Here is a 22,520-nt window from a genome sequence, read left to right on the forward strand (position 1 = left end):
TACATTCTTATTTCTTTATAAATAATGTTCCAATCTCTTTACCTGATGTAATGTCCATTAATATTGATGGATTATCACCATTAGCTAATACCATATTACATCCAGCACTTGTAGCTCTTTTAGCTGCTGTTAACTTTGTAGCCATTCCTCCAGTTCCAAGCGAACTTCCAGCACCACCTGCACATGCTTCTAGCTCAGGTGTAATTTCTTCTACTGTTTTTATAAGCTGAGAATCTGGATTTTTTCTTGGATCTGAATCATAAAATCCATCTATATCAGATAGTATAATTAATAAGTCTGCACAAACTAATTGAGCTACTATTGCAGATAAATTATCATTATCACCAAATCTAACTATATTTTCTATTTCATCTATGGCAACTGTGTCATTTTCATTAACTATTGGTATTATTCCATTTTCTAATAAAGTTTCAAATGTATTAACAACATTTTCTCTTATATGATCATCCTCAACAACATCTCTTGTTAATAACACTTGCCCAACAACATGACTATATTCTCCAAAAAACTTACTATATATATGCATAAGCTCACACTGACCTACTGCAGCTACTGCTTGTTTCTCTTTTATACTCTTTGGTTTCTCCTTTAATTTAAGCTTGTTAACTCCAACACCAACTGCTCCTGATGTAACTAACACAACTTCTTTTCCAGAATTCATTAAATCTGATAGTACTCTTGTCAACTTTTCTATTCTTGTTAAATTTATATTTCCATTATCATAAGTAAGTGTTGACGTTCCTACTTTAACTACTATTCTACTGCATTCTTTAATCTGTTCCCTATAATTCACCTTAATCATCTCCTGAACCTTAGACTGTTATCTCTCTATTATAATTATCTTTATTATTATTTACCATAAAAACTTCCTTTACATTTATTCTCTTTGCTTCCTTATTAAATAATTACCTTCTATATACTTGAATAAAAAATACATAAAATTTAATATATCTGCATAAAAATTAAAATTTCCAGTCCTTTTTTTAATTTTTATGCATTAAAAATATTGATTTTTAATATTTTTGCATTTAGAATGAATATAGATGAATAATTATAAATTTTTATGTATAAAGGAGAAAAAATGGAAGTTTCAAAATTAAAACCATTTGATGATAATAAAAGTAAATTTACTTTAAAAGATAATTTAAAATTCATCATTCCTTCTATAATTGGTGTCTTATTATTTATGATTCCAATAAAATATGAAGGTGATGTAACAATTCCAATAGCTATTTTTTCTGGAATGTTAGTAAATTTTCTTGGTGAATATTTAGTATATATAATTACAGGTACAATGGCTATTTCAGCTATACTTAGTTTAATAGCAACAATTGTTAAGCCTAAATTTATCACTAACAATAAGATTTTAAGCTCATTATTTACCACTACACCACTATGGTTAGTTTCTAGAGTATTAGGTGGTATATTTGGGGTTCTTGCTGCATTCCAAATAGGTCCTCAAATGATAATAAGCGGTGATACTGGTGCTTTTGTATTGAATGATCTTTTAACTGTATTATTTTCTATATTCTTATTTGCAGGATTATTCTTACCGTTATTACTTAACTTTGGTCTATTAGAGTTCTTTGGATCATTATTAACTAAAATAATGAGACCTGTATTTAAATTACCTGGTCGTTCTTCAATTGACTGTATTACTTCTTGGTTAGGTGATGGTACTTTAGGAATAATGCTAACTAATAAACAATATGAAGATGGATTTTATACTGAAAGAGAAGCTGCAACTATAAGTACTACATTCTCTGCAGTTTCAATTACATTTAGCTTAGTAGTAATAAATACTGTTGGTCTTGGAAATATATTTGTACCATTTTATTTAACTGTTACCTTTGCTGGAATAGTTGCAGCCGTAATAGTACCAAGAATATATCCTTTATCAAAAAAGAAAGATACATATTATAATGGTAAAACTAATAAAATAGATGAATCTATTCCTGAAGGATATACATCTTTATCATGGGGATATGAACAAGCTATAACAAAAGCAAGAAAGAATTCTAGTATAAAAGAATTTTTTGCTGATGGTGCTAAGAATGTCTTAGATATGTGGGTTGGAGTTCTTCCTGTTGTTATGTGTATGGCAACAATAGCTCTTATAATAGCTACTTACACTCCACTATTTAAAATCCTTGGAGTACCATTTATTCCAATACTTCAATTATTACAAGTACCTGAAGCCGTTCAAGCTTCTCAAACATTAGTTGTTGGATTTGCAGATATGTTACTTCCTTCAGTTGTTGCTTCAACAACAATAACTAGTGAAATGACAAGATTTATAGTTGCTGCAGTTTCTGTAACTCAACTTGTATATATGTCTGAAGTTGGTGGAGTTTTACTTGGTTCTAAAATTCCAGTAAATATAAAAGAATTAATTATAATATTTATTGAAAGAACATTAATAACTTTACCAGTTATAGTTCTAATCGCAAACTTTATATATTAGATATTTAAGCTGCCATATTGGCAGCTTTTTTTATAAACTGAATTCTAACCTTAAAATAGAGCTTTATTTCCACCTTAAGGTTAAAATTCGTTACACCCTAATATCACCTAGTCTAGAATCATATCTGCTATTATTTCCTATCTAAATATGTGGGAGTGTTACAACGGATACTCTATCAAATAAAAAAAAGGAGCAAACAAAATTGTTTAACTCCCTAATCCTTGATAATGGTGACTCGTAGGGGAATCGAACCCCTGATTTCACCGTGAGAGGGTGACGTCTTAACCTCTTGACCAACAAGCCATATTGTTAATTATTAACTTAACAATATTAATATTACCATATATCTTAAAAATATGCTAGATATTTTTTCCATTTATTCAAAATTATTTTATTTTTATTTTTCTATATCTATTATATGCACATATAATTTCTTGCCTTCTTACCATAGCCAAGCTTCCATGTCCACCTTTAATATTATCAATGTTAATAAGATTCTTATTTAATTCTTCAATTATTTTATCTGTTATTTCAATTAATGTTAAATCCTTTCCCATTAATTTATTTTCAACATATTTCATAATAGCTCCAATAGTATTTAATTGTTCACTATCTACGATTTGCTCCACAGCACGTAAATCTATATTTTCTCTGTTAATAGAAATTCCATCCTTACCTAATGTTTTTATCTTTACACCTTTAGGTCCACTTTCTATTGTTCCTTTAAGAATTACCCTATTAAAATTAATATCAATATTTAAATCTTTATTATGTTCAGTTGATCCCTTACTTAAAGACTTAGCCTTTTCAGTAACCTCAAAAGGTTCATAATTATCCATTTGAATAACTAAATCTGCAATATCAAAAAAGTCTCCTGAACTTCCTGCAACTAATATAGTAGATATTCCTTTTTCGTTATAAAGACTCTTTGCTACATCAATAAAAGGAGTTATTGGCTCTTTATCTTTAGCTACAAGCTGTTGCATTATTCTATCTCTAATCATAAAATTAGTTGCTGATGTATCTTCATCAATTAAAAATAGCTTTGTTCCACTTTCAATTCCTTCAATGATATTTGCAGCTTGTGATGTACTTCCACTTGCATTTTCAGTATAAAAACTCTTAGTATCTTTTCCATTAGGTAAGTTATTGATAAATAATGATATATCTGTTTTAGTTATTGCTCTTCCATCTTCAGCTCTAACCTTTAATGCACTATCATCTGTAATAACGAACTCTCTACCATCACCTTCTATATGATTATATACACCAAGCTCTAATGCCCTAAGCAATGTTGATTTACCATGATATCCTCCTCCAACTATTAGAGTTATTCCTTTTGGTATACCCATACCTTTAATTATCCCTCTATTTGGTGTACTAAATTCTACTTCCAATTCTTTAGGTGAAATAAACTTTTTCCCATCTTTTAAAGGTTTTTGTGAAACTCCACTTTCTCTTGGTAATATAGAATTATTACCAACAAAAGCAACAAGATTTCTATTTTCAAGCTCATTTCTTATAAATTCTTGATCTTCAACTAATTTTATTCTATCACTTAAAGCTTTAGTGTTTATTTTATTATAAATCAATGTATTTTCAACTATATTAGGTAAAACATTAAATAATATCTTTTCTAATTCTCTTGATAATACACTTCTTCCCTTAGCAGGGAATCCAACGTAAAATCTTGCCTCTATTTTTTCGTTATCTATTATTACTGAAGTTCTTTCTAATATTTGTTGTGGACATCTACTTATTTCTATAAGTCCACTTTTTCCTGATCCAAATATTTTTTCTCCATATTTATAAATATTTTTACTAAATAATCTAGTTAAAAAATCACATAATGCTACTGTTTTATATTTTTCGTCAAATAATTCCCCAGGAAATTTATTGAAGTGTCTATTTACTATCACTCTTACTCTTGATGGTGATGCAAATGGGTCTCCTTGAACATGGTCTATACTCAATATATAATTATTAAAACTATATTGTCCCTCTAAATCCTTATATGATTTATATCCACGACCATCAATTCTACCTAATTCTCTTTTTAAATCACTTGAATTTCTCATATATTACTCCTGTTCAGTAAAAAATTCATCAATTAATTTTTCGCTCATCCTTCTATACATATTGCTCATATTTACTAGAGAGCATAATAGTAAAAATTTCTTTTCAAAATCTCCATCTAATTTTTCATTTCCGTCAACTATATTGCTTATATTTTCAAATCTTGTGCTTACATCTATTTTAAAATTACTTTCATCATTAGCACACTCTTTTAAAAAGCTCGAATATAATTCTCTTAATGGATAATTCCCATCTTCTGATTTACTTATTATTTTATCTAATGAAAGCTTAATATCATTTATTGATAAAGCTCCTTTTAAATTATAAATTAAAGACATTAATATAATATGTTCTTTTGAATACTTCTTATTCTTTATTGGCAATAATAACTTCCCTTTAGCATAATTATTAATCATTGTCTTTGTTAATATTTTTTCATCATCATTTCTTTTTTGATTGCTTAATTTTGATTCAAACAATTGTATTACTTGATCCATATATAAATCTATTTCAGGTACTTCATCTAACTTAATATTACTTTCTAACGGTAAACTATTTAATATTTCTATTATATCCATAACATCCTCCATATAGTTTTGAAAACTACTTGTTATCACTATTATATTTTAATAATAATAGTATTTTCTAATATTTGCAAGAAAAACAGATGTATTTACTGATAATTTCCTTAAATCTCCTAAAATAAACTTTGACTATACTGCACATATAACAAATAATATTAATATAATATCATGTAGTTTTGAAAACTACTTATTGAATTGAGAGGTGTTTTTTTATATGTACAAAAAATTAAGGGAACCTATTAATGCTATAACTCATCTTGCTGGTGCTGGATTATCACTAATTGCTTTAATTGCTATGCTAGCTAAGGTAATATCATCTAATCCAACAACTACTGCCATATTATCTGTAATTATTTTTGGAATTAGTTTAATTCTTTTATATACAACTTCTGGAACGTATCATGGGATAACTTCAAACGAAAAAGTTATTTCAATTTTTCAAAAACTAGATCATTCAATGATTTTTGTTTTAATTGCTGGTTCATATGCTCCATTTTGTTTAATTTCTATAGGCGGTAAATTAGGAATTACAATGTTTATAATAATGGTTACTATAGCTGTGCTTGGTATTACATTTAAACTTTGCTGGTTTGATTGTCCTAGATGGCTTCAAACTGCAATGTATATAGGAATGGGTTGGGCTGCTTTATTTATGATAAAACCATTAACAGCAGTATTACCTGGAATAAGCTTATTTTGGCTAGTACTTGGTGGTGTTCTTTATACAATTGGTGGTGTAATTTATGGAGTTAAACCCGAAAAATTAAGAATTGGTAAATGGGGATTCCATGAAATATTTCATATCTTCATATTACTAGGAAGTTTAAGTCACTTTATCTGTGTCTTTACTTATGTAATATAATTTTTATAAGAGAGGTTTATATTATATGTTTAGTTTTGATTCTTACGAAGAAGGCGTTGAAGCCGGAATAGAGCGTGGTCAACATTTATTATTAATGCAACTACTAACACAAAGACTAGGAACACTTTCTGAAAAATATATTGATAAACTAGAATCCTTAGAAAACAATGAAGTTATTAATATTGCTTTAGATATATTTAATATAAAAACTTTTGAAGATTTAAATAAATACTTTTTATAAAGAAAAATGCTTATAATCTCTTTTATTATAAGCATTTTTCTTTATTTTTACATACTTAATTTCCCCCTTCTTTTTTATGCTAATAAATCATTTTTTGTATATAAAATTTTTACAATGATTTTTTTTGTAAATTTCTCACTAATTCACTAGTTTATTTATTGTATATTTTAATACAAAGTTAAAATTTTTATGTTATAATATCGAAAGAATAATAAATGAAATGAGGTATGTTGAGTGATAAATGTTTTAAATGTAAGTTTAAGATACGGGTCTCGTAAATTATTTGAAGATGTTAATATAAAATTTACTCCTGGTAACTGTTATGGTGTTATCGGTGCTAATGGTGCTGGTAAATCTACATTTTTAAAAATATTATCTGGAGAAGTTGAGCCAAATACTGGTGAAGTTGTAATTGCTCCAAATACAAGAATGTCTGTTTTAAATCAGGACCACTACAAATATGATGAATTCCCTGTTTTAGAAACAGTTATAATGGGTAATGAAAGATTACATACTATAATGAAGGAAAAAGATGCTTTATATGCTAAGCCAGACTTTTCAGATGAAGACGGAATTAAAGCTGCTGAATTAGAAGGTGAATTTGCTGAATTAAACGGTTGGGAAGCAGAATCAGAAGCATCATCTTTATTACAAGGATTAGGAATCGGAACTGATGCTCACTACAAATTAATGTCTGAATTAACTGGTGCTGAAAAGGTTAAAGTATTACTTGCTCAAGCTTTATTCGGTAACCCAGGAATATTAATCCTAGACGAGCCTACTAACCACTTAGATATAAAATCAATTAAATGGCTTGAAAACTTCTTAGGTGACTTTGAAGGAACAGTTATAGTTGTATCACATGATAGACATTTCTTAAACGAAGTTTGTACTCACATGGCTGACGTTGACTTTGGTAAGATTAAATTATATGTTGGTAACTATGATTTCTGGTATGAATCAAGTCAATTAGCTACTCAAATGGCTAAAGATCAAAATAAGAAAAAAGAAGAAAAAATTAAAGAATTACAAGACTTCATTGCAAGATTCAGTGCTAATGCTTCTAAATCTAAGCAAGCAACATCTCGTAAGAAGTTATTAGATAAAATTACTTTAGATGATATTCAACCATCAAGCAGAAGATATCCATTCGTTGGATTTAAACCTGAAAGAGAAGTTGGTAATGATATATTAGTAGTTGAAGGCTTATCTAAGACTATTGATGGAGTTAAAGTTCTAGATAACGTAAGCTTCAGAGTAAATAAAGAAGATAAAATTGCTTTTATTGGTAACGAAATTGCAATCACTACTTTATTTAAGATTATCAATGGAGAAATGGAACCAGATGCTGGTGAATTCAAATGGGGTATCACTATAACTACTGCTTACTTCCCTAAAGATAACTCTGAATTCTTTAATGATTGTTCATTAAGCCTAGTTGACTGGTTAAGACAATTCTCTGAAGAAAAATCTGAAAGTTATATTAGAGGATTCTTAGGAAGAATGTTATTCTCTGGAGAAGAAGCTTTAAAAGAAGCTAACGTATTATCTGGGGGAGAAAAGGTTAGATGTATGCTTTCTAGAATGATGCTTTCTAATGCAAATGTATTAATTTTAGATGGTCCTACTAACCACTTAGACCTTGAATCAATTACAGCTGTAAATAATGGATTAAAAGATTATAACAGTAATGTTTTATTTGCTTCTCATGACCATCAATTCGTTCAAACAGTTGCAAATAGAATTATAAGAGTAAATGATGATGGATCTATTTTCGATAGATCAATGTCTTACGATGAATTCTTAGAAAAATTCGCTGAATAATAAAAAAAGTCATTATATTGGAGTCTAAATTATAGGCTCCTTTATTATGACTTTTTATTTATTTAATTGCTAATCCATCAAACATTATATCTACAATATTCTTCATTGTTTCAGAGTAATCTATTTTTTCTTCTCTTAATTTATTATCTTCTAATAAAATTCTCATACTTCCTGTTAGTATACTCTTCATAAGATATATATTAACTTTTTTAATTAATCCTTCATTAATACACTTCTTAACTAATTCATCTGTTTGTTCCCAAGTCAAATCTAATCTATATATGATTTTTTCATATATTTTAGGATAGAACTTTTTTACTTCATGTATTTTAGTATAATCTATAGTATCGTAAGATGTTGGCAAAATAGTTAGTACCCTCTTTAATTTTTCTAAGTCTCCAATACTGTCATCATTAATTACTTCTTTTCCTTTTTCAGTTACCGAATCAAATACTTCATCTACCAGTAAATTCAAAAGTGTTTCTTTACTATCTATATTCTCATATAATGTACGTTTGCTAACCCCAAGTCTATTGGCCAAATCATCCATAGTAAATTTAACACCTTTTTCTCTAAAAATATCTATTGTTGCATTTACTATTTTTATTTCCAAACTCATCTTATTCCTCCATATCACGAACTATATTTTATAAGTTTATTCTATTATTTTATATCTTTTCTTTCAAATATTTTTTCTTTATATTAATGTTAATAAACTATTAAAATAAAATATGTTAATATATTATATAATAGTAATTAAATATATCTTTACGATAATTAATATTATTTTATTAATTATAAAAAATAATACGAGGTAATTAAATGATACAAATTTATAATAGAAGAACAAATAAATACGATACAGAAGCAGTAGCTGGAGAAAAATATATTAATTGGGCATATGAATCTCCAATTGGCAAAGGTTTTGTAGAACTATTTGTTAAAAGAAAGATATTTTCAAAACTATATGGATTATATTGTGATAGTAAATTAAGTAGAAAAAAAATTCCTTCTTTTATTTCAAGTTTTAATATTGATATGGATATGTGTCCAACCATTCCTTCTGACTTTAAAAGCTTTAATGATTTTTTTATTAGAAGGCTTACAAAAGAAGCTAGACCGATTAATACTAATAAAAATATATTAATCTCTCCTGGTGATGGACGTTTAATGGCCCATACTAATATTGATATAAATGAACTAATCCAAGTAAAGGGAATTACATACAGCTTGTCTGAATTAATTCAAGATGATGAAATTGCAAAAGAATATAATGGTGGTGTTTGCTTAGTTTTAAGATTATGCCCTACTGATTATCATAGATTGCACTTTATAGATAATGGAACTATTGAAGCTTCAAATAAGGTTCTTGGAAATTATTATTCAGTTAATCCTACAGCATTAGAGAGAGTTCCTAAATTATATTGTCAAAATAAAAGAGAATGGTCAATTTTCCACTCTAAAAATTTTGGTGATGTAATTCATGTTGAAGTTGGTGCTACTTGTGTTGGTTCTATAATCCAAAGCTATACACCTAATCAAAAGGTTAAAAAAGGTGATGAAAAATGCTACTTCAAATTTGGTGGATCAACAACAATTTTATTCTTCAAAAAGAATACAGTAACCATAGACGATGATATTTTACTTCAATCTTCCTTTGGCTTCGAAACCAAAGTCAACATGGGAGAAAAAATTGGTGAAAAATTTAGTTATTCATCATAGTAAAACAAAAAAATAAATAGATTATCTCCAGGAATTAATATAATTTTCCTTCCAATAATTCATTTATTTTTTCTTTATTATCATATTGAACTAACTTAAACATAAACTTCTTCTTGTCAGTTAATTCTTATACTACAAGTAGTGGCATGGTAATTCTAGCAATAATTTAGTTTACTATGTATATATAGAAAAAAGAAGATATTATATTGAAGGGAATATTGAAATCGAGCCGTAGAATTTAATAGTTACTGGAATAAAGTTTACGTTAAGAAGATTATATGTTTGAGCCGATAGGTGAGTTTATAATCTTTAGAAAACTTTATGAAAGTAACCATATAAATTCAAGGCGAGATTTCACTAATTCCCACAAAGATAATATCTTCTTTTTTTCGTAATTACACGTTCAAGCTAAATTATAGCTTTAATTGTTCGTATAAATTTATCTTCGTCTCCGTCGAAGATTATTAGGTGGATTCCCATTTCTTTTGCTCTTATGCTTACTGGAGATTTTATTGGCTCTTTTGTTGCTACCAAGAATTTATATGAATTTTCTCCACCAAACTTTGAAGCATAAACATTTAATTCATTTAGGGCCATTTCATTATATTTATCACTATCTTTACAAGAAATAAAAATAGGTACAGAATCTTTTACTGCTACTACATCAACTTCATTTCTAACACTTTTATTATCATCATTCCATAAAAACATAACGCCATTTTTAGATTCATCTATTTCTTCTATTTTATTAATAAGCTTATTAGTTTCTATTTCTAACCATGTTCCACTTTTAAAAATAAATGCTTTTATATAATTATTTAAAAAATCCACTGTTATTTTATTATTACTTTTATTTAGAGTTATTTCTTTCATTTCTTCAAGTTTTTCTAACACTTTATTTAACAATTTTTTTTCTTTTTCATCTAATTTATCTGTATGTATATATATTCTTTGCTGATTATTAGAATCATGCTCAAATATACTTGCTTCATATAATTTTTGTTTATATTCATGCCATAATGGTAAATTCTTTGATATTTGTTCAGAAAAATATATTAAATCTTTTTTATTACATAATTGCGAAGCATCTTCAACAATCATTCCACCTGAAGCCTTTACTATATCATCAATTTCTAAATCCTCAAAACTTTTACTAGAAATTAAAATATCATTATTATTAAATTCATACATAACCTTTTTCTTAATATCAATATATAATGCTTTAATTTTCATTTTTAAGCAAATATCTAATAAAATTAATGAATTTACTCTTTTTCCACCAGTTAAATTTACTATTATATTCTTGTCTTTTACATTGTCTATTATTTTTTCTAAAGCTTTATTATTTCCCTCTTCAACATTAAATAGTTCTAACTTAACATTTTTAAAATTATTTTCATAATAATTCTTTAATGTATCAACCTTATCTTCATATGATTTATCTTTAATAAGATAAACTACCTCAGGATTAAACTCTTTTGTTGCTAATATATTACTTTCATTATGTTCATCAATTTGACTTATTAAAATATTGATCATATTTTTAATACCTCTTTATTCAAACTATATTCTTAGTTTTCCTAGCAAGATGAAATTTAATCAAAAAAAAAGAACTATTGAAATTCAATAGTTCTTAAATGGCAGAGCGTAAAGGAATCGAACCCTTAATGCGCCGTCCGTAGCGGCGTGTTATATCCGTTTAACTAACGCTCCATGGTGTTAACAAATCTATGTTAACACAAATAAATTAATTTTTCAAGAAATAAAACAATTTATATTGTAATTATTCCCTATCAATAGTTTGTTTTAAGTAATTATCATTAATAAAACTTAATCCAAACATTAATATAATTCCTCCAATTAAAATTGAATATACTCCTATTGGGAATATTAAATTAATTATCGTTGGCAATGTAACTGAATATAAGGCTAAATTAAATACCCTATTATAAGACATTTTTCTATTTGAAATTAGGTTACTTAAAATTCCCATTAATGATATAAATAATGCATACATTAATAATTGAACAAAATTAACTACTATCATAATAGGTATTATTATATATTTTACTATATCAAGTTTTTCAATAATCGATATAACAAAATCATTATTAAAGTTGATTAAATCTAATCCTAAATCAGAATATTTTTGAGTAACACTTTCTGAACCACTCTTAACCATAAATCCATCCCTTAGTAATACAGTCACTGTATCTTTATGAACTGTAATGCTTCTTAGAGAATCTAAATCATCTATATCTTTATTTGTATCAATATATAATAAAGCCTGACCTTCTTCTTCCTTTAAAGGTGAGTTTTTAAAATCTAAAACTCCATCCTTCATTTCAAATTGCACTTCATCTTCTTCTAAAATCATTTTAGTAGTTTTTTCTATTCCTGATATTAATACTGCTCCCATTACACCTTGAACAAGCCCTATAATTACGGATAATAATAAAACATACAAAAAAGCTTTACTCAATTTTTCTTTATTTAAATAAACATATTTCTTAGGATTTATGCTAAAAATAAATTTATTTCTCATTTTTATATTATCGCTCCTTTATTCTCTAAAACCTTCTAAATTAACAATCCCCTATACCTTTTAAGTATATCATATTTTCAATATTTTCTTATGTACTTTTTGTAAATTTACTAATTATAGGTTTAAAATTGGAAAATTAGTCAAATATTATTAATAGCTATAAGGAGGTATAACATTGCAAAATTTATTTAGAAAACGTAAAAAAAACAATATATTTAAAATTGTTACTACAGCTTTTTCATTCCTGTTATTAATTTTGACTTTAAACTATTATGTAAATTATAAATACTCTAAAATTACAAGTGAGTTTTATTCAGAATTTAATAATTGTAATTTTACTGATGCAAAAAGTCTCATTGATAGTGATAATATTTATTTAAAATTAAAGAAAAAAACATTAAATAATGATTTAAATACTTACTTTTCTGGAATAGTTAATAATATATGTGACACATTATCAGAAGATGATGAAAATAAAGATAAAGCTTTAATAGTTCTTAATGAAATTAAAAGTTATGATATCTTAAATTCATCTATAAATAAGCTTATAATTTCATTAGATGAAAGTTATGAACCTGAAGACTCTTCAGATTACGAAGCTCTTTTATCTCTTGGATTAGATAATTGTGATAGTGGTAACTTTGAAACAGCTCTTAATTTTCTAAAGAAAATCCCTGCTGATTCAGACTATTCAGAAAAAGCAAATGAATATATAGAAAAATGTATTAGTAACTATAAAGAAAGTATATTTAATGAAGCAGATGAATTAGCTAATAATGATTACTATACAAAAGCCATAAATTTATTAAATAATATTGATACTTCTATAGTTTCAAAAGATGATTCTGATATTCAAAATAAAATTACCTCAATTGCTGAAGCTAAAGAAAGTTACTTAGCTTCATTAAGTTCATCAGATAGTACACAAAATTCAACATCAACCTCTAGTGAGTTGCTTAATTCAATAACTAGCTCTAATATTAATACATTAAATCTTGAAAGCTTAACTTCTAATTTAATATACGTTAGTTTAGCTGATCAAATTACTTATGTTTATAAAGGCTCAATGAATAAATGGGATAAAATTAAATCCTTTACTTGTTCAACTGGTATAGATGGTGAAAATACCCCTACTGGTGTTTATGATGTAAGAGAACGTGGTGATTGGTTCTTTTCTGATAAATACAATCAAGGTGGTAAGTACTGGGTACAGTTTTATGGAGATTATCTTTTCCACTCAGTTCCTTATAATGAAGACCAAAGTGAAGTAGTTGATAACACTTTAGGTACTCCGGCTTCTCATGGTTGCATTAGATTAAAAACTGAAGATGCTAAATGGCTATATGATAATATAGAAGCTGGTACAAAGGTAATAATTAAATAAGTATTAAGAGGTAGAAACTAAATTCTAATTCATTTAACTTCTACCTCTTAATTTTTTACTATTATCTTTTTTTCATAATCTTTATGTTAAAATATATTAATAACAATTTATTTTAAAGGATGATTTAATATGCTTATTAATATACCAAATAACGTTCAATTTATTATAGATACTTTTTATAAAAATAATTATGAAGCCTTTATGGTTGGTGGATGTGTTAGAGATTGCTTACTTGGTTTAACACCTAAAGATTATGATATAACCACTTCTGCCTTACCAAACATAACAGAATCACTATTTGAAAAAACAATACCAACGGGAATTAAACATGGGACAATTACCGTTGTATTAGATAATGAAAATCTAGAAGTTACTACTTACAGAACAGAAGGAAATTATTTGGATAATCGTCATCCCGAATCTGTTGAATTTGTTTCAAACATAAAAGAAGATTTATCAAGGCGTGACTTTACAGTTAATGCTTTAGCTTATAACAATAAAGAAGGTCTTATAGACTATTTTAATGGTATAGATGATATAAAAAATAAAACAATTAAGGCTGTTGGCGATCCAAATAAAAGATTCCAAGAAGATGCTTTAAGAATGTTGCGTGCTATTAGATTTAGCTGTCAGTTAGGATTTAAAATTGATGATTCAACATATGCAGCTATAAAATCAAATTATAAACTAATAAAAAATATTAGTATTGAGCGTATTAGAGATGAATTATGTAAAATCCTGACTTCCGACAATCCTTGTGATGGTTTGAATTTACTTAAAGATACTGGAATTCTTGAAATAATTATTCCTGAAATTTATAATTTGGTTGGTTATACACCTCTTTGTAATAATCATAATAGAGATGTTTTTAATCATACATTAAATGTAATAAGTAATACTTCAAATAATGATTTAATCTTAAGATTATCAGCTCTTTTCCATGATGTTGGTAAGCTTAATACATTAAAGCAATTACCTAATGGTCATTGCTACTTCCCTGGTCATGCTCAAGAAGGTGCAATAATATGTAAACCAATATTATCTAGACTAAAATTTGATAATAATACTATAGACAAAGTTTCTAAAATAATTTATGATCACTTAGTTTTAGATGTTAATTATATGCCTAATGATGGTGAAATCAAAAGATTATTAATACGTGTTGGTAGTGAAAATATATTTACACTTTTTGAACTCCAAAAAGCTGATATAAATTCATTATGGGATCCAGTTCCTTTCTTGAAAAAAGTAGATTATATTTCTGATAGAGTAAAATTAATACTTAAAAATAAAGAACCACTTTATATCAAAGACTTAGCTGTTACTGGCTCTGATTTAATGACACATTTAAATATTAAACCTGGAAAAATTATTGGAGAAATACTAACGTTTTTATTAGAAAAAGTTTTAGATGATAAAACTCTAAATACTAAGGACAATCTTTTAAAAATTTCTGAAAACTTTCTTTAATATATAAAACACTAAAGGCTAGCAAAGTTCTGATATGCTCCTCTCAAGTAACAGTCTTTATTATTTTAACTGTCTACCATAAAGGGAGCATATCATTTTTCTGCTAGCCTATCTATTTAATAATTATTCTTTTACTAAAACTCCTTTATCTATTCCAAATAAATAAAGATAACTTTCCTTTACTCTTTTCCCTGTTATTTTTTCTAAAGCATCTTTATAGTACTTAAGTTGAGATCTATATCTTTCAATAATCTCATCTTCATTACCTTCTTCAACATAATCAGTCTTATAATCTAAAAGTACTATTCCATCCTCTTCTTCGAAGAAACAATCTATTATCCCTTGAAGTCTAATCTTTTCATCAATATAAACATCTTTATTTAATTCAGTATTATATTCTACGCTACTTAGTTCAGTAAAGAAAGGTAATTCCCTACTTACCAATCTTCCTTCTTTATAAGATTTTAGTAATCTTTCACCTAACGGACTAATAAAGAATTTATATATTTTTTTATACCAAACAACAGAAGCTTCCCTTTCAGTTAATGAATTATCTAATACCATTTCTTCAATTTGAGCTTTTATTTCAGAATCACTATTTACTCTATCATAATTTAATCTTTGCATAACATAGTGAATTACAGTTCCTCTTTCAGCTGCCGATAATCCTTTTTCTTCTTTTAAAAATTTAGGCTTTAAGACTTCCTTTTCTTTAAATACTTCTACAGTATCATGAACCTCATCACCATAAGTAAATTCTTTTTTCTTTAAATCAGAAACCGAAATATTACTAGGTAACATTGCTCCTTCTATAAACTTATATTTATAATCAAGTCTTCTCTTTATTTCTTTATCAACAACTATATCTTCAGAGTTTATAAATAGACTATCTTCTTCAATTTTATCCACAGCCTCTAAATTTTTATCCACTGTTAATAAGTCTTTAGTCCAGAATTTTATATTCCATGTGGAAAAGTCACTTGTAATTAAATCTCTAGTAGCACCCGTAACCCCTCTTAACTTTTCTCCACAGGTATGTTTACACATTGCCATAGCAATCCAATCTAAATATGATTTTCCTTTTAAGACTTCCGAAGGTAATACTATATTTTCATCTAATGAAGCTGAAGATACCCAATTATTAATTGCTTTTTCTAAATTACTAGTTGCTCCAGTAATAATTAATTTTTCCTTTGCTCTAGTAAATGCAACATAAAGTATTCTCATCTCTTCAGATAAAGTCTCTAATCTTATTCTTTTCTTTATAGCTTCTTTTGCTAACGTTGAATATGAATTTCTAGTTTCTAAATTAACATAACTAGGACCAAAACCTAATTCCTCATGATATAAGATAGAATTTGATAAATCCATTAAATTAAACTGTTTCCCCATTCCACTAGTAAATACTACTGGGAACTCAAGCCCTTTACTTTTATGAATACTCATAATTCTTACTACATCTTCATTTTCACCAAGAACCTTAGCACTTCCCATATCACCAGAAGACTTTCTTAACTTATTAATAAAGTTTATAAAATTAAATAATCCCTTAAAGCTAGTACTTTCATATTGTTTTGCTCTTTGGAAAAGAATTTTTAAGTTTGCCTGTCTAAGCTTTCCATTAGGCATTGCTCCAACATATCCATAAAATGCAGTATCCATATATAAATACCATATAAATTCATCTATTGGAGTATAAATAGATTTTTCCCTCCATTTAGTTAAAGCAGCTATAAAGTTAATACATTTAAACTTTAATTCATTATCTACCTCATAGTTACCTTCGCAAACTTCCTTTATTATTTCATAAAAATATAACTCCTTATTTAATAACCTTAAATCACTTAACTCTTCAGCTGTAAATCCAACTATAGGTGATCTTAAAGTTCCTATCATAGGTACATCCTGAAGTGGATTATCAATTATTTTTAATAGTGACATTATAGTTCTAATTTCAATAGATTCAAAATATCCACTACCTGTATCTGCATACACTGGAATTCCTTCTGAACCTAATTCATCTAAAAATATCTCTGCCCAATTTTTTGTTGCTCTTAAAAGAATAACTATATCCTTATATCTAACATCTCTATATTCATTAGTATCTTTATCAAATACTTTAAACTTTTTACCATCTTTAGATTCAAATAATTCCTTTATTCTTTTTGCAACAATTTTAGCTTCAAGGGTAATAGCATCTATATCTTCTTCATCTTCTTTACTTACCACTTCACTGTCTTCATCTACAACTTCACTTTCTTCTTCCTTAACAATACCCGATTTATCTAATATATGAAGTTCAATTTCTCCACCTACTATTGAATCTTCATCATCAGTTGCCTTAAAACTTGCACCTAAATTCAAAGCTTCTTCATCTGTATATTCAAGTTCACCAACAGTTTCTGACATAACCATTTTAAATATATAGTTTACGCCTTCTATAACTTCTTGCCTGCTTCTAAAATTTTTATATAATTGAATTTTTCTATTCTTACTTCCATCCTCTAAAGAATATCTATTATATTTATCTAAAAACAGTTCAGGTTTTGCCTGTCTAAATCTATATATACTTTGTTTAACATCACCAACCATAAATACATTAGACTCTTTTAATTTTCTTCTTGAAACTAAATCTATTATAGTTTCTTGAACATTGTTAGAATCTTGATATTCATCTACTAATACTTCATCAAAGAACTCCATAAAATGTTCTGCAACCTTTGAAGGTACAATATTATTATTTTCATCCCTATCAATTAATATTTTCAAACAAAGGTGCTCTAAATCATTAAAGTCTAATATATTTTTTTCTCTTTTCTTCTCATCAAATCTCCTTGAAAACTCACGAGTTATAGTAGCTAAAGTTTTCATAAAAGGATACACACCTATTATTCCATCTAAGGCCTCCTGTGGAGTAAATTCAAATGTATTTTCAATTAATGATTTTATTTTTTTCTTAACTGAATCTCTTATCCCCTTAACTGAATTTTGGGCATTTTCATCAGAAACTTGATTCTTCTTAACAGTCTTTAGCTTAATAAATGAAATAGAATTTAAAGCAATATAAATATCATTTAAGCCTCCATTTAAGCTTTCATAAGCTCTTTCTAAATATCCATAATCACTATTAAAAGCATCTAAGTATGGCTCTAATCCATCAGTATCATTAATTATTTCAATTGCCTTCTTATACATATTTAAGAATCCATTTAATTCTACTCTTAAGCTATCTTTTAATACCTTTACCCATTCACTTTTATCAAGCTCTTCTAAAGTAGTAATATTAAAAGCTTCTGCTTTTTCAATCAACCATTTCTCAGGCCAAGGTCCACTCATAGAAAATCTATATAAAGAAAGTATCATTTCTTTTAATTTTTCATCATCTTTAGATCCACTATATGCTTCTATTAATTCCTTAAATTCTTCATTATCCGCTTCATAATACTCTTCAAAAAGCTCTTCTATTATTTCATTTTTCATTAAGGTCGCTTCTGTCTCATCCCCGATTCTAAAGCTAGGATCCAAATCAATAGTATAAAAATAATTTTTAATTACATCTAAGCAAAAAGAATGCATAGTAGTTATATTAGCTCTTCCCAATAAAGTAAGCTGTCTTTGAAGATTTTTAGAGTTAGGAGTTTTCTCTAAAGCTTTTGATATAGCAGCTGCTATTCTTTCTCTCATCTCCGAAGCTGCTGCACTAGTAAAAGTAACAACCAAAAGCTTATCAATGTCTACTGGATTTTCTTCATCAGTTATTATTCTTATAATTCTTTCAACTAAAACTGCTGTTTTACCTGAACCTGCTGCGGCTGCTACAAGTAAATTGCATCTTCTAGTTTCAATTGCTTGAAGCTGTTCATTAGTCCATTTAGTTTCTGCCATATCTACTTACTCTCCTCCTCTTTCACTTTGTTTTCCATTGCATTCCATAAATCATCCTTTTTCTTCTTCAATATAATTTTATACTTATTATCCCTTATTGAAGTATCAAACTGACAAATTGCAGAATAATCACAGTAATCACAATACGTTACCTTTGAAGATTTACAAGGCTCTATTTTAACTTCTCCACTAAGCATCTCTTCACATATTTCAATCATTTTATCATTAACATAATTTCTTAATAATTCAAATTGTGATTCAGTTACCACTGAACTAGTACTTGTAAAATCTCCATCTTTCTTAAATGCAGCTGGAATTATTAATGAGTATGTTTCCATATCATTATCCATAGCTTTTACAAGCTCTACATTTTTTAATAATAATCCATCCATCTTTAATTTCTTTAATACTTCTACTTGGATTTCTTCTTCACTTAAAGCCTTTTTAGATTTAATTATCGGATTATCTATTTTAAAATATAATATTCCACCAGGCATACATTGAGTCTTTAAAATCTGTTCTGAATTTTTTAGTATTGCATCTAAATAAACTAATAACTGAATTTGTAAGCCATAATATAATTCATTTAAATCAAAACTTTTTGAACCTGATTTGTAATCAACTATTCGTATATAAGTTTCTCCATTTAATTCAACCTTATCAATTCTATCAACTCTACCCTTTAAATAAACTGTCTCCTTAGAAGGCAATTCTAATTTTATTGGATCTGAATCTTTAAAATCACCAAAGTCAAATTCACTCTTAAATATATCAAATTCACCTTTTCTCATTTGCTCTGATATTACAGTTACAGATTTGCTTATAGTCTTTTTAAATCTTTCTGAGAAATATTGATACTTCTTATTACTATTTAATATAGAATTTGTTTCATTCTTAAGTTTAGTATTAACTAATTCATTAACTATTTCACTGCATCTCTCCTTAGTTAAATCACTCCATGCTATATTTTCTTTTTTTATTTTATTTGTAAATTTATCTAATATATCATGCATAAATGAACCTAAGTCTGGAGCTGAAAATTCATATACTTTTCTATCCTTAGCCTTTAATCCATATTGAACATAATAGCTAAAAGGACATTGAGCATATTTTTCTATTCTTGAAACACTAAACATTAATCTTCCATTATCATTACTATAAAGCTGCTTCATTTTTTCTCTTGGAATTCTTTCAATTAAATTAGTATAATTCAATCCATTAAAGATAATTTTAGTTCTATCTTTGAATTCATCACTTTCTTCAAACCACTTAAAAGTTTCTACCCAATGGGGCTCAATTTCTTCCTTCTCATATTCTTTTCTTAATGCTTCTATAAGTTCATTAAATGTTGGCGTTGGTGCCGTTATATTATGATATTTATCGTTAAGTAAATTCTTATTAAATATTTCACTTTCTTCTTGTAATCTAGGTAAAATCTTTTTTAATCTTGGTATTATTATTGATGGTCTTAAAGACTTTCCTTCAAAGTCTGCCATAGGATAAGTAATCATTAAGTAATTTGAAGGTATAGTCAAAGCTGTATAAACCATAAATTGCTCTTCAAATACTCTGCTTCGTGTATCACTAGCAAGTTCAATTCCTAATTGTTTTAATTCAAGTCTATCCTCATCAGATAATATTCCTTCATCCTTATTAGCTGATGGTAAAACACCATCATTAGCACCAACTATATAAAGTGCTTTTACATCTCTACCCTTTATTCTTGCTATATCCCCTATATTTACTTGATCTAGTGCCATAGGAATTACACCGATTTCTTTTTCTTCAAATCCTGATATTAATATCTTTGAAAAAGTTTTTAAATCAACCTTTTCATCACCTAGTACTTCTACAGCTTGATCTAACATATCCATTACTATAGATGGCACTTGAGTATACTCCTTAATCTTATCTTGCATTCCATGCTCATTAAAGTTTTCTAACCACTTATCCATAGTTTCAAATGCATTTATCTCTAATAAGAATTCATATAAAGCAGTACAATACTTTCTTACTGTAACATCGCCTTTTATTTTATTATATAAATTAATTATTGGTCTTCTTATTTCTTCCATGTACTCAAAAATTTCAATTTCTTCTTGAGTTAATTCCTCATCTGTATTACCTATTAAGTCTCTAGTCCATTTATATCCCTTTATCCCATTAGCTAAAATATAATTTTCTAATTTATCAATATATGTTGATTCTAATGTTATAAGTCCGCTCTTAACATATTTAAATACACTTTCATAAGACCAATTAGTACTTAATATCTCTAATGATGATATTATTAGTACTACTAATGGATTACTTAATATCTCTCTCTTCTTATCAAGGAAATATGGAATATTATATTCATTAAAGATAACAGAAGTAATTTTATCGTAACTATCAATTTCTCTACAAACAACAGCTATATCCTTATATCTATAACCTTTATCTCTAACAAGTCTTAAAATATCTTGAGCTACCCATTCTATTTCAGAATAATTATTATTTGCTTTATATAAACTTATATCTTTACATTCACCCTTATATATTTTAAATGGAAAGTTAAAAAAGTATTTTTCTATATGCCCTAACTCTTTACTTTCTTTGAATCTATATATATTTTCTTTATTTAAGTTAACAGGCTCCTTATATGCAATATTATTTTCTTGCATCATTTTTAATAATCTATTTTCCGTATTTTTTATTACGTCAAATATATCTGTTTCACCTTCAGTAAACTGAATTTGACCATCACTACACAAAGTAATATTTATATTTTTACATTGTTTAGCTAATACCTTTAAAACTTCTAACTGCTGTGGAGTAAATGTTGTAAATTCATCTACCCATATTTCTGCATCATTATATAGCTCACATTCTTTCAACTTTTTCGCTAAAATAGATAATATATCTTCTGAATCTATATATCCCTTATGAAGATTTTCATTGAATATTTTATAAATAGATGCCAAGTCATTTACCTTTTCTTTTAAATCCTTATTATCTATTTGTGATTCTTTTTCTATCAAAATTTCCTCGGAAATATTGTACTTCTTAAATTCAGTTATTGACTTTGATACTATTCCAACAAAGCCTTGTTGCTTACTAATTCTATTAAAATATTGAAGTTCTTCACCCTTATCCTTTAATAGTTTATAAATAAGCATATTTTTTCCTGAATCCTCTATTACATTAATGGCCCTGCCACCACATCTATCAAATACTCTTGTAGCCATTCTTTTAAAGCTTAATACTTCAGCTCTAAGTAATGCTCTTTCTCCTATATGCTCTAATAATTTCTTTTCAGTTTGAAATGTATATTGATCTGGTACAAGTAGTATTAACTTATTGTTTTTATCATTTTCTAGCTTTTTCTTTATTTGATTTAAACAATAATAACTTTTTCCAGAACCAGCTCTACCAAAAATAAATCTAATTCCCATATGCAACT

General features: G+C 27.1%; 15 protein-coding genes and 2 tRNA genes. 7 read left to right on the forward strand and 10 right to left on the reverse strand.

Going from position 1 to position 22,520, the window contains the following annotated elements:
- Positions 1–7 precede the first annotated feature (7 nt).
- Entirely contained in the window at positions 8–814 is an 807-nt protein-coding gene (proB, locus tag ABUA17_RS10540) for a glutamate 5-kinase (protein ID WP_042401204.1), read from the reverse strand.
- A 288-nt stretch (positions 815–1,102) separates the two neighbouring features.
- Between proB and ABUA17_RS10545 the strand changes: the two genes are divergently transcribed.
- Positions 1,103–2,485 carry a YjiH family protein gene (locus tag ABUA17_RS10545; protein WP_078061385.1) on the forward strand — a complete coding sequence of 461 codons (1,383 nt, stop codon included), beginning with the start codon at positions 1,103–1,105 and terminating at the stop codon, positions 2,483–2,485.
- 228 nt (positions 2,486–2,713) lie between these two features.
- Here ABUA17_RS10545 and ABUA17_RS10550 read toward each other — a convergent pair.
- The 3 genes from ABUA17_RS10550 to ABUA17_RS10560 all read right to left on the reverse strand — a co-directional run bounded on the left by ABUA17_RS10550 (position 2,714) and on the right by ABUA17_RS10560 (position 5,139).
- Positions 2,714–2,788, reverse strand: a tRNA-Glu gene (locus ABUA17_RS10550).
- A gap of 83 nt (positions 2,789–2,871) precedes the next feature.
- Positions 2,872–4,563: an ABC-ATPase domain-containing protein gene (locus ABUA17_RS10555; RefSeq protein ID WP_195951503.1), complete on the reverse strand. Its 1,692-nt coding sequence runs from the start codon at positions 4,561–4,563 to the stop codon at positions 2,872–2,874.
- 3 nt (positions 4,564–4,566) lie between these two features.
- Positions 4,567–5,139, reverse strand: coding sequence for a DUF1836 domain-containing protein (locus ABUA17_RS10560; protein WP_198134006.1), 573 nt, complete (start codon positions 5,137–5,139; stop codon positions 4,567–4,569).
- Positions 5,140–5,359: 220 nt separating this feature from the next.
- Between ABUA17_RS10560 and trhA the strand changes: the two genes are divergently transcribed.
- The 3 genes from trhA (at position 5,360) to ABUA17_RS10575 (ending at position 8,072) form a co-directional block, all read left to right on the forward strand.
- Positions 5,360–6,007 (forward strand): PAQR family membrane homeostasis protein TrhA, encoded by a 648-nt coding sequence (gene trhA / locus ABUA17_RS10565; RefSeq protein ID WP_042401192.1) that lies wholly within the window; start codon positions 5,360–5,362, stop codon positions 6,005–6,007.
- Positions 6,008–6,032: 25 nt separating this feature from the next.
- Complete coding sequence (locus ABUA17_RS10570; RefSeq protein ID WP_042401189.1) at positions 6,033–6,248, forward strand: DUF4351 domain-containing protein; 216 nt, start codon at positions 6,033–6,035, stop codon at positions 6,246–6,248.
- Positions 6,249–6,482: 234 nt separating this feature from the next.
- Positions 6,483–8,072 (forward strand): ABC-F family ATP-binding cassette domain-containing protein, encoded by a 1,590-nt coding sequence (locus ABUA17_RS10575; RefSeq protein WP_042401187.1) that lies wholly within the window; start codon positions 6,483–6,485, stop codon positions 8,070–8,072.
- A gap of 58 nt (positions 8,073–8,130) precedes the next feature.
- Here ABUA17_RS10575 and ABUA17_RS10580 read toward each other — a convergent pair whose 3' ends face one another.
- Positions 8,131–8,691 carry a TetR/AcrR family transcriptional regulator gene (locus ABUA17_RS10580; protein ID WP_042401186.1) on the reverse strand — a complete coding sequence of 187 codons (561 nt, stop codon included), beginning with the start codon at positions 8,689–8,691 and terminating at the stop codon, positions 8,131–8,133.
- 203 nt (positions 8,692–8,894) lie between these two features.
- On the opposite strand from ABUA17_RS10580, the gene ABUA17_RS10585 reads away from it, so the two are divergent.
- Positions 8,895–9,794, forward strand: a complete 900-nt coding sequence (locus ABUA17_RS10585) for a phosphatidylserine decarboxylase (protein WP_195951504.1) — start codon at positions 8,895–8,897, stop codon at positions 9,792–9,794.
- 408 nt (positions 9,795–10,202) lie between these two features.
- Here ABUA17_RS10585 and ABUA17_RS10590 read toward each other — a convergent pair whose 3' ends face one another.
- The 3 genes from ABUA17_RS10590 to ABUA17_RS10600 form a co-directional block, all read right to left on the reverse strand.
- Positions 10,203–11,333, reverse strand: a complete 1,131-nt coding sequence (locus ABUA17_RS10590; RefSeq protein WP_042401183.1) for a Card1-like endonuclease domain-containing protein — start codon at positions 11,331–11,333, stop codon at positions 10,203–10,205.
- 99 nt (positions 11,334–11,432) lie between these two features.
- Positions 11,433–11,507 (reverse strand) — tRNA-Arg (locus ABUA17_RS10595).
- 70 nt (positions 11,508–11,577) lie between these two features.
- A complete protein-coding gene (locus ABUA17_RS10600; RefSeq protein WP_042401181.1) occupies positions 11,578–12,339 on the reverse strand; it encodes a DUF1189 family protein in 762 nt (253 codons plus the stop codon).
- A gap of 175 nt (positions 12,340–12,514) precedes the next feature.
- Here ABUA17_RS10600 and ABUA17_RS10605 point away from each other — a divergent pair, with 175 nt between their 5' ends.
- Both ABUA17_RS10605 and ABUA17_RS10610 read left to right on the forward strand, forming a co-directional pair.
- The gene (locus ABUA17_RS10605) at positions 12,515–13,723 is read left to right on the forward strand and encodes a L,D-transpeptidase (protein ID WP_055275428.1); all 1,209 of its coding nucleotides are present in this window, start codon (positions 12,515–12,517) and stop codon (positions 13,721–13,723) included.
- A gap of 129 nt (positions 13,724–13,852) precedes the next feature.
- Positions 13,853–15,193, forward strand: coding sequence for a CCA tRNA nucleotidyltransferase (locus tag ABUA17_RS10610; protein ID WP_042401177.1), 1,341 nt, complete (start codon positions 13,853–13,855; stop codon positions 15,191–15,193).
- A gap of 123 nt (positions 15,194–15,316) precedes the next feature.
- Here ABUA17_RS10610 and addA read toward each other — a convergent pair whose 3' ends face one another.
- Together addA and addB are read right to left on the reverse strand one after the other, a co-directional pair.
- A complete protein-coding gene (gene addA, locus ABUA17_RS10615; protein WP_195951505.1) occupies positions 15,317–19,078 on the reverse strand; it encodes a helicase-exonuclease AddAB subunit AddA in 3,762 nt (1,253 codons plus the stop codon).
- Between the two features lie 2 nt (positions 19,079–19,080).
- Positions 19,081–22,512, reverse strand: a complete 3,432-nt coding sequence (gene addB / locus ABUA17_RS10620) for a helicase-exonuclease AddAB subunit AddB (protein WP_042401174.1) — start codon at positions 22,510–22,512, stop codon at positions 19,081–19,083.
- Between the last annotated feature and the right edge of the window lie 8 nt (positions 22,513–22,520).

Source organism: Clostridium sp. RTP31139st1_H3_RTP31139_211217, from assembly GCF_040227035.1.
Taxonomy (GTDB): domain Bacteria; phylum Bacillota; class Clostridia; order Clostridiales; family Clostridiaceae; genus Clostridium; species Clostridium saudiense.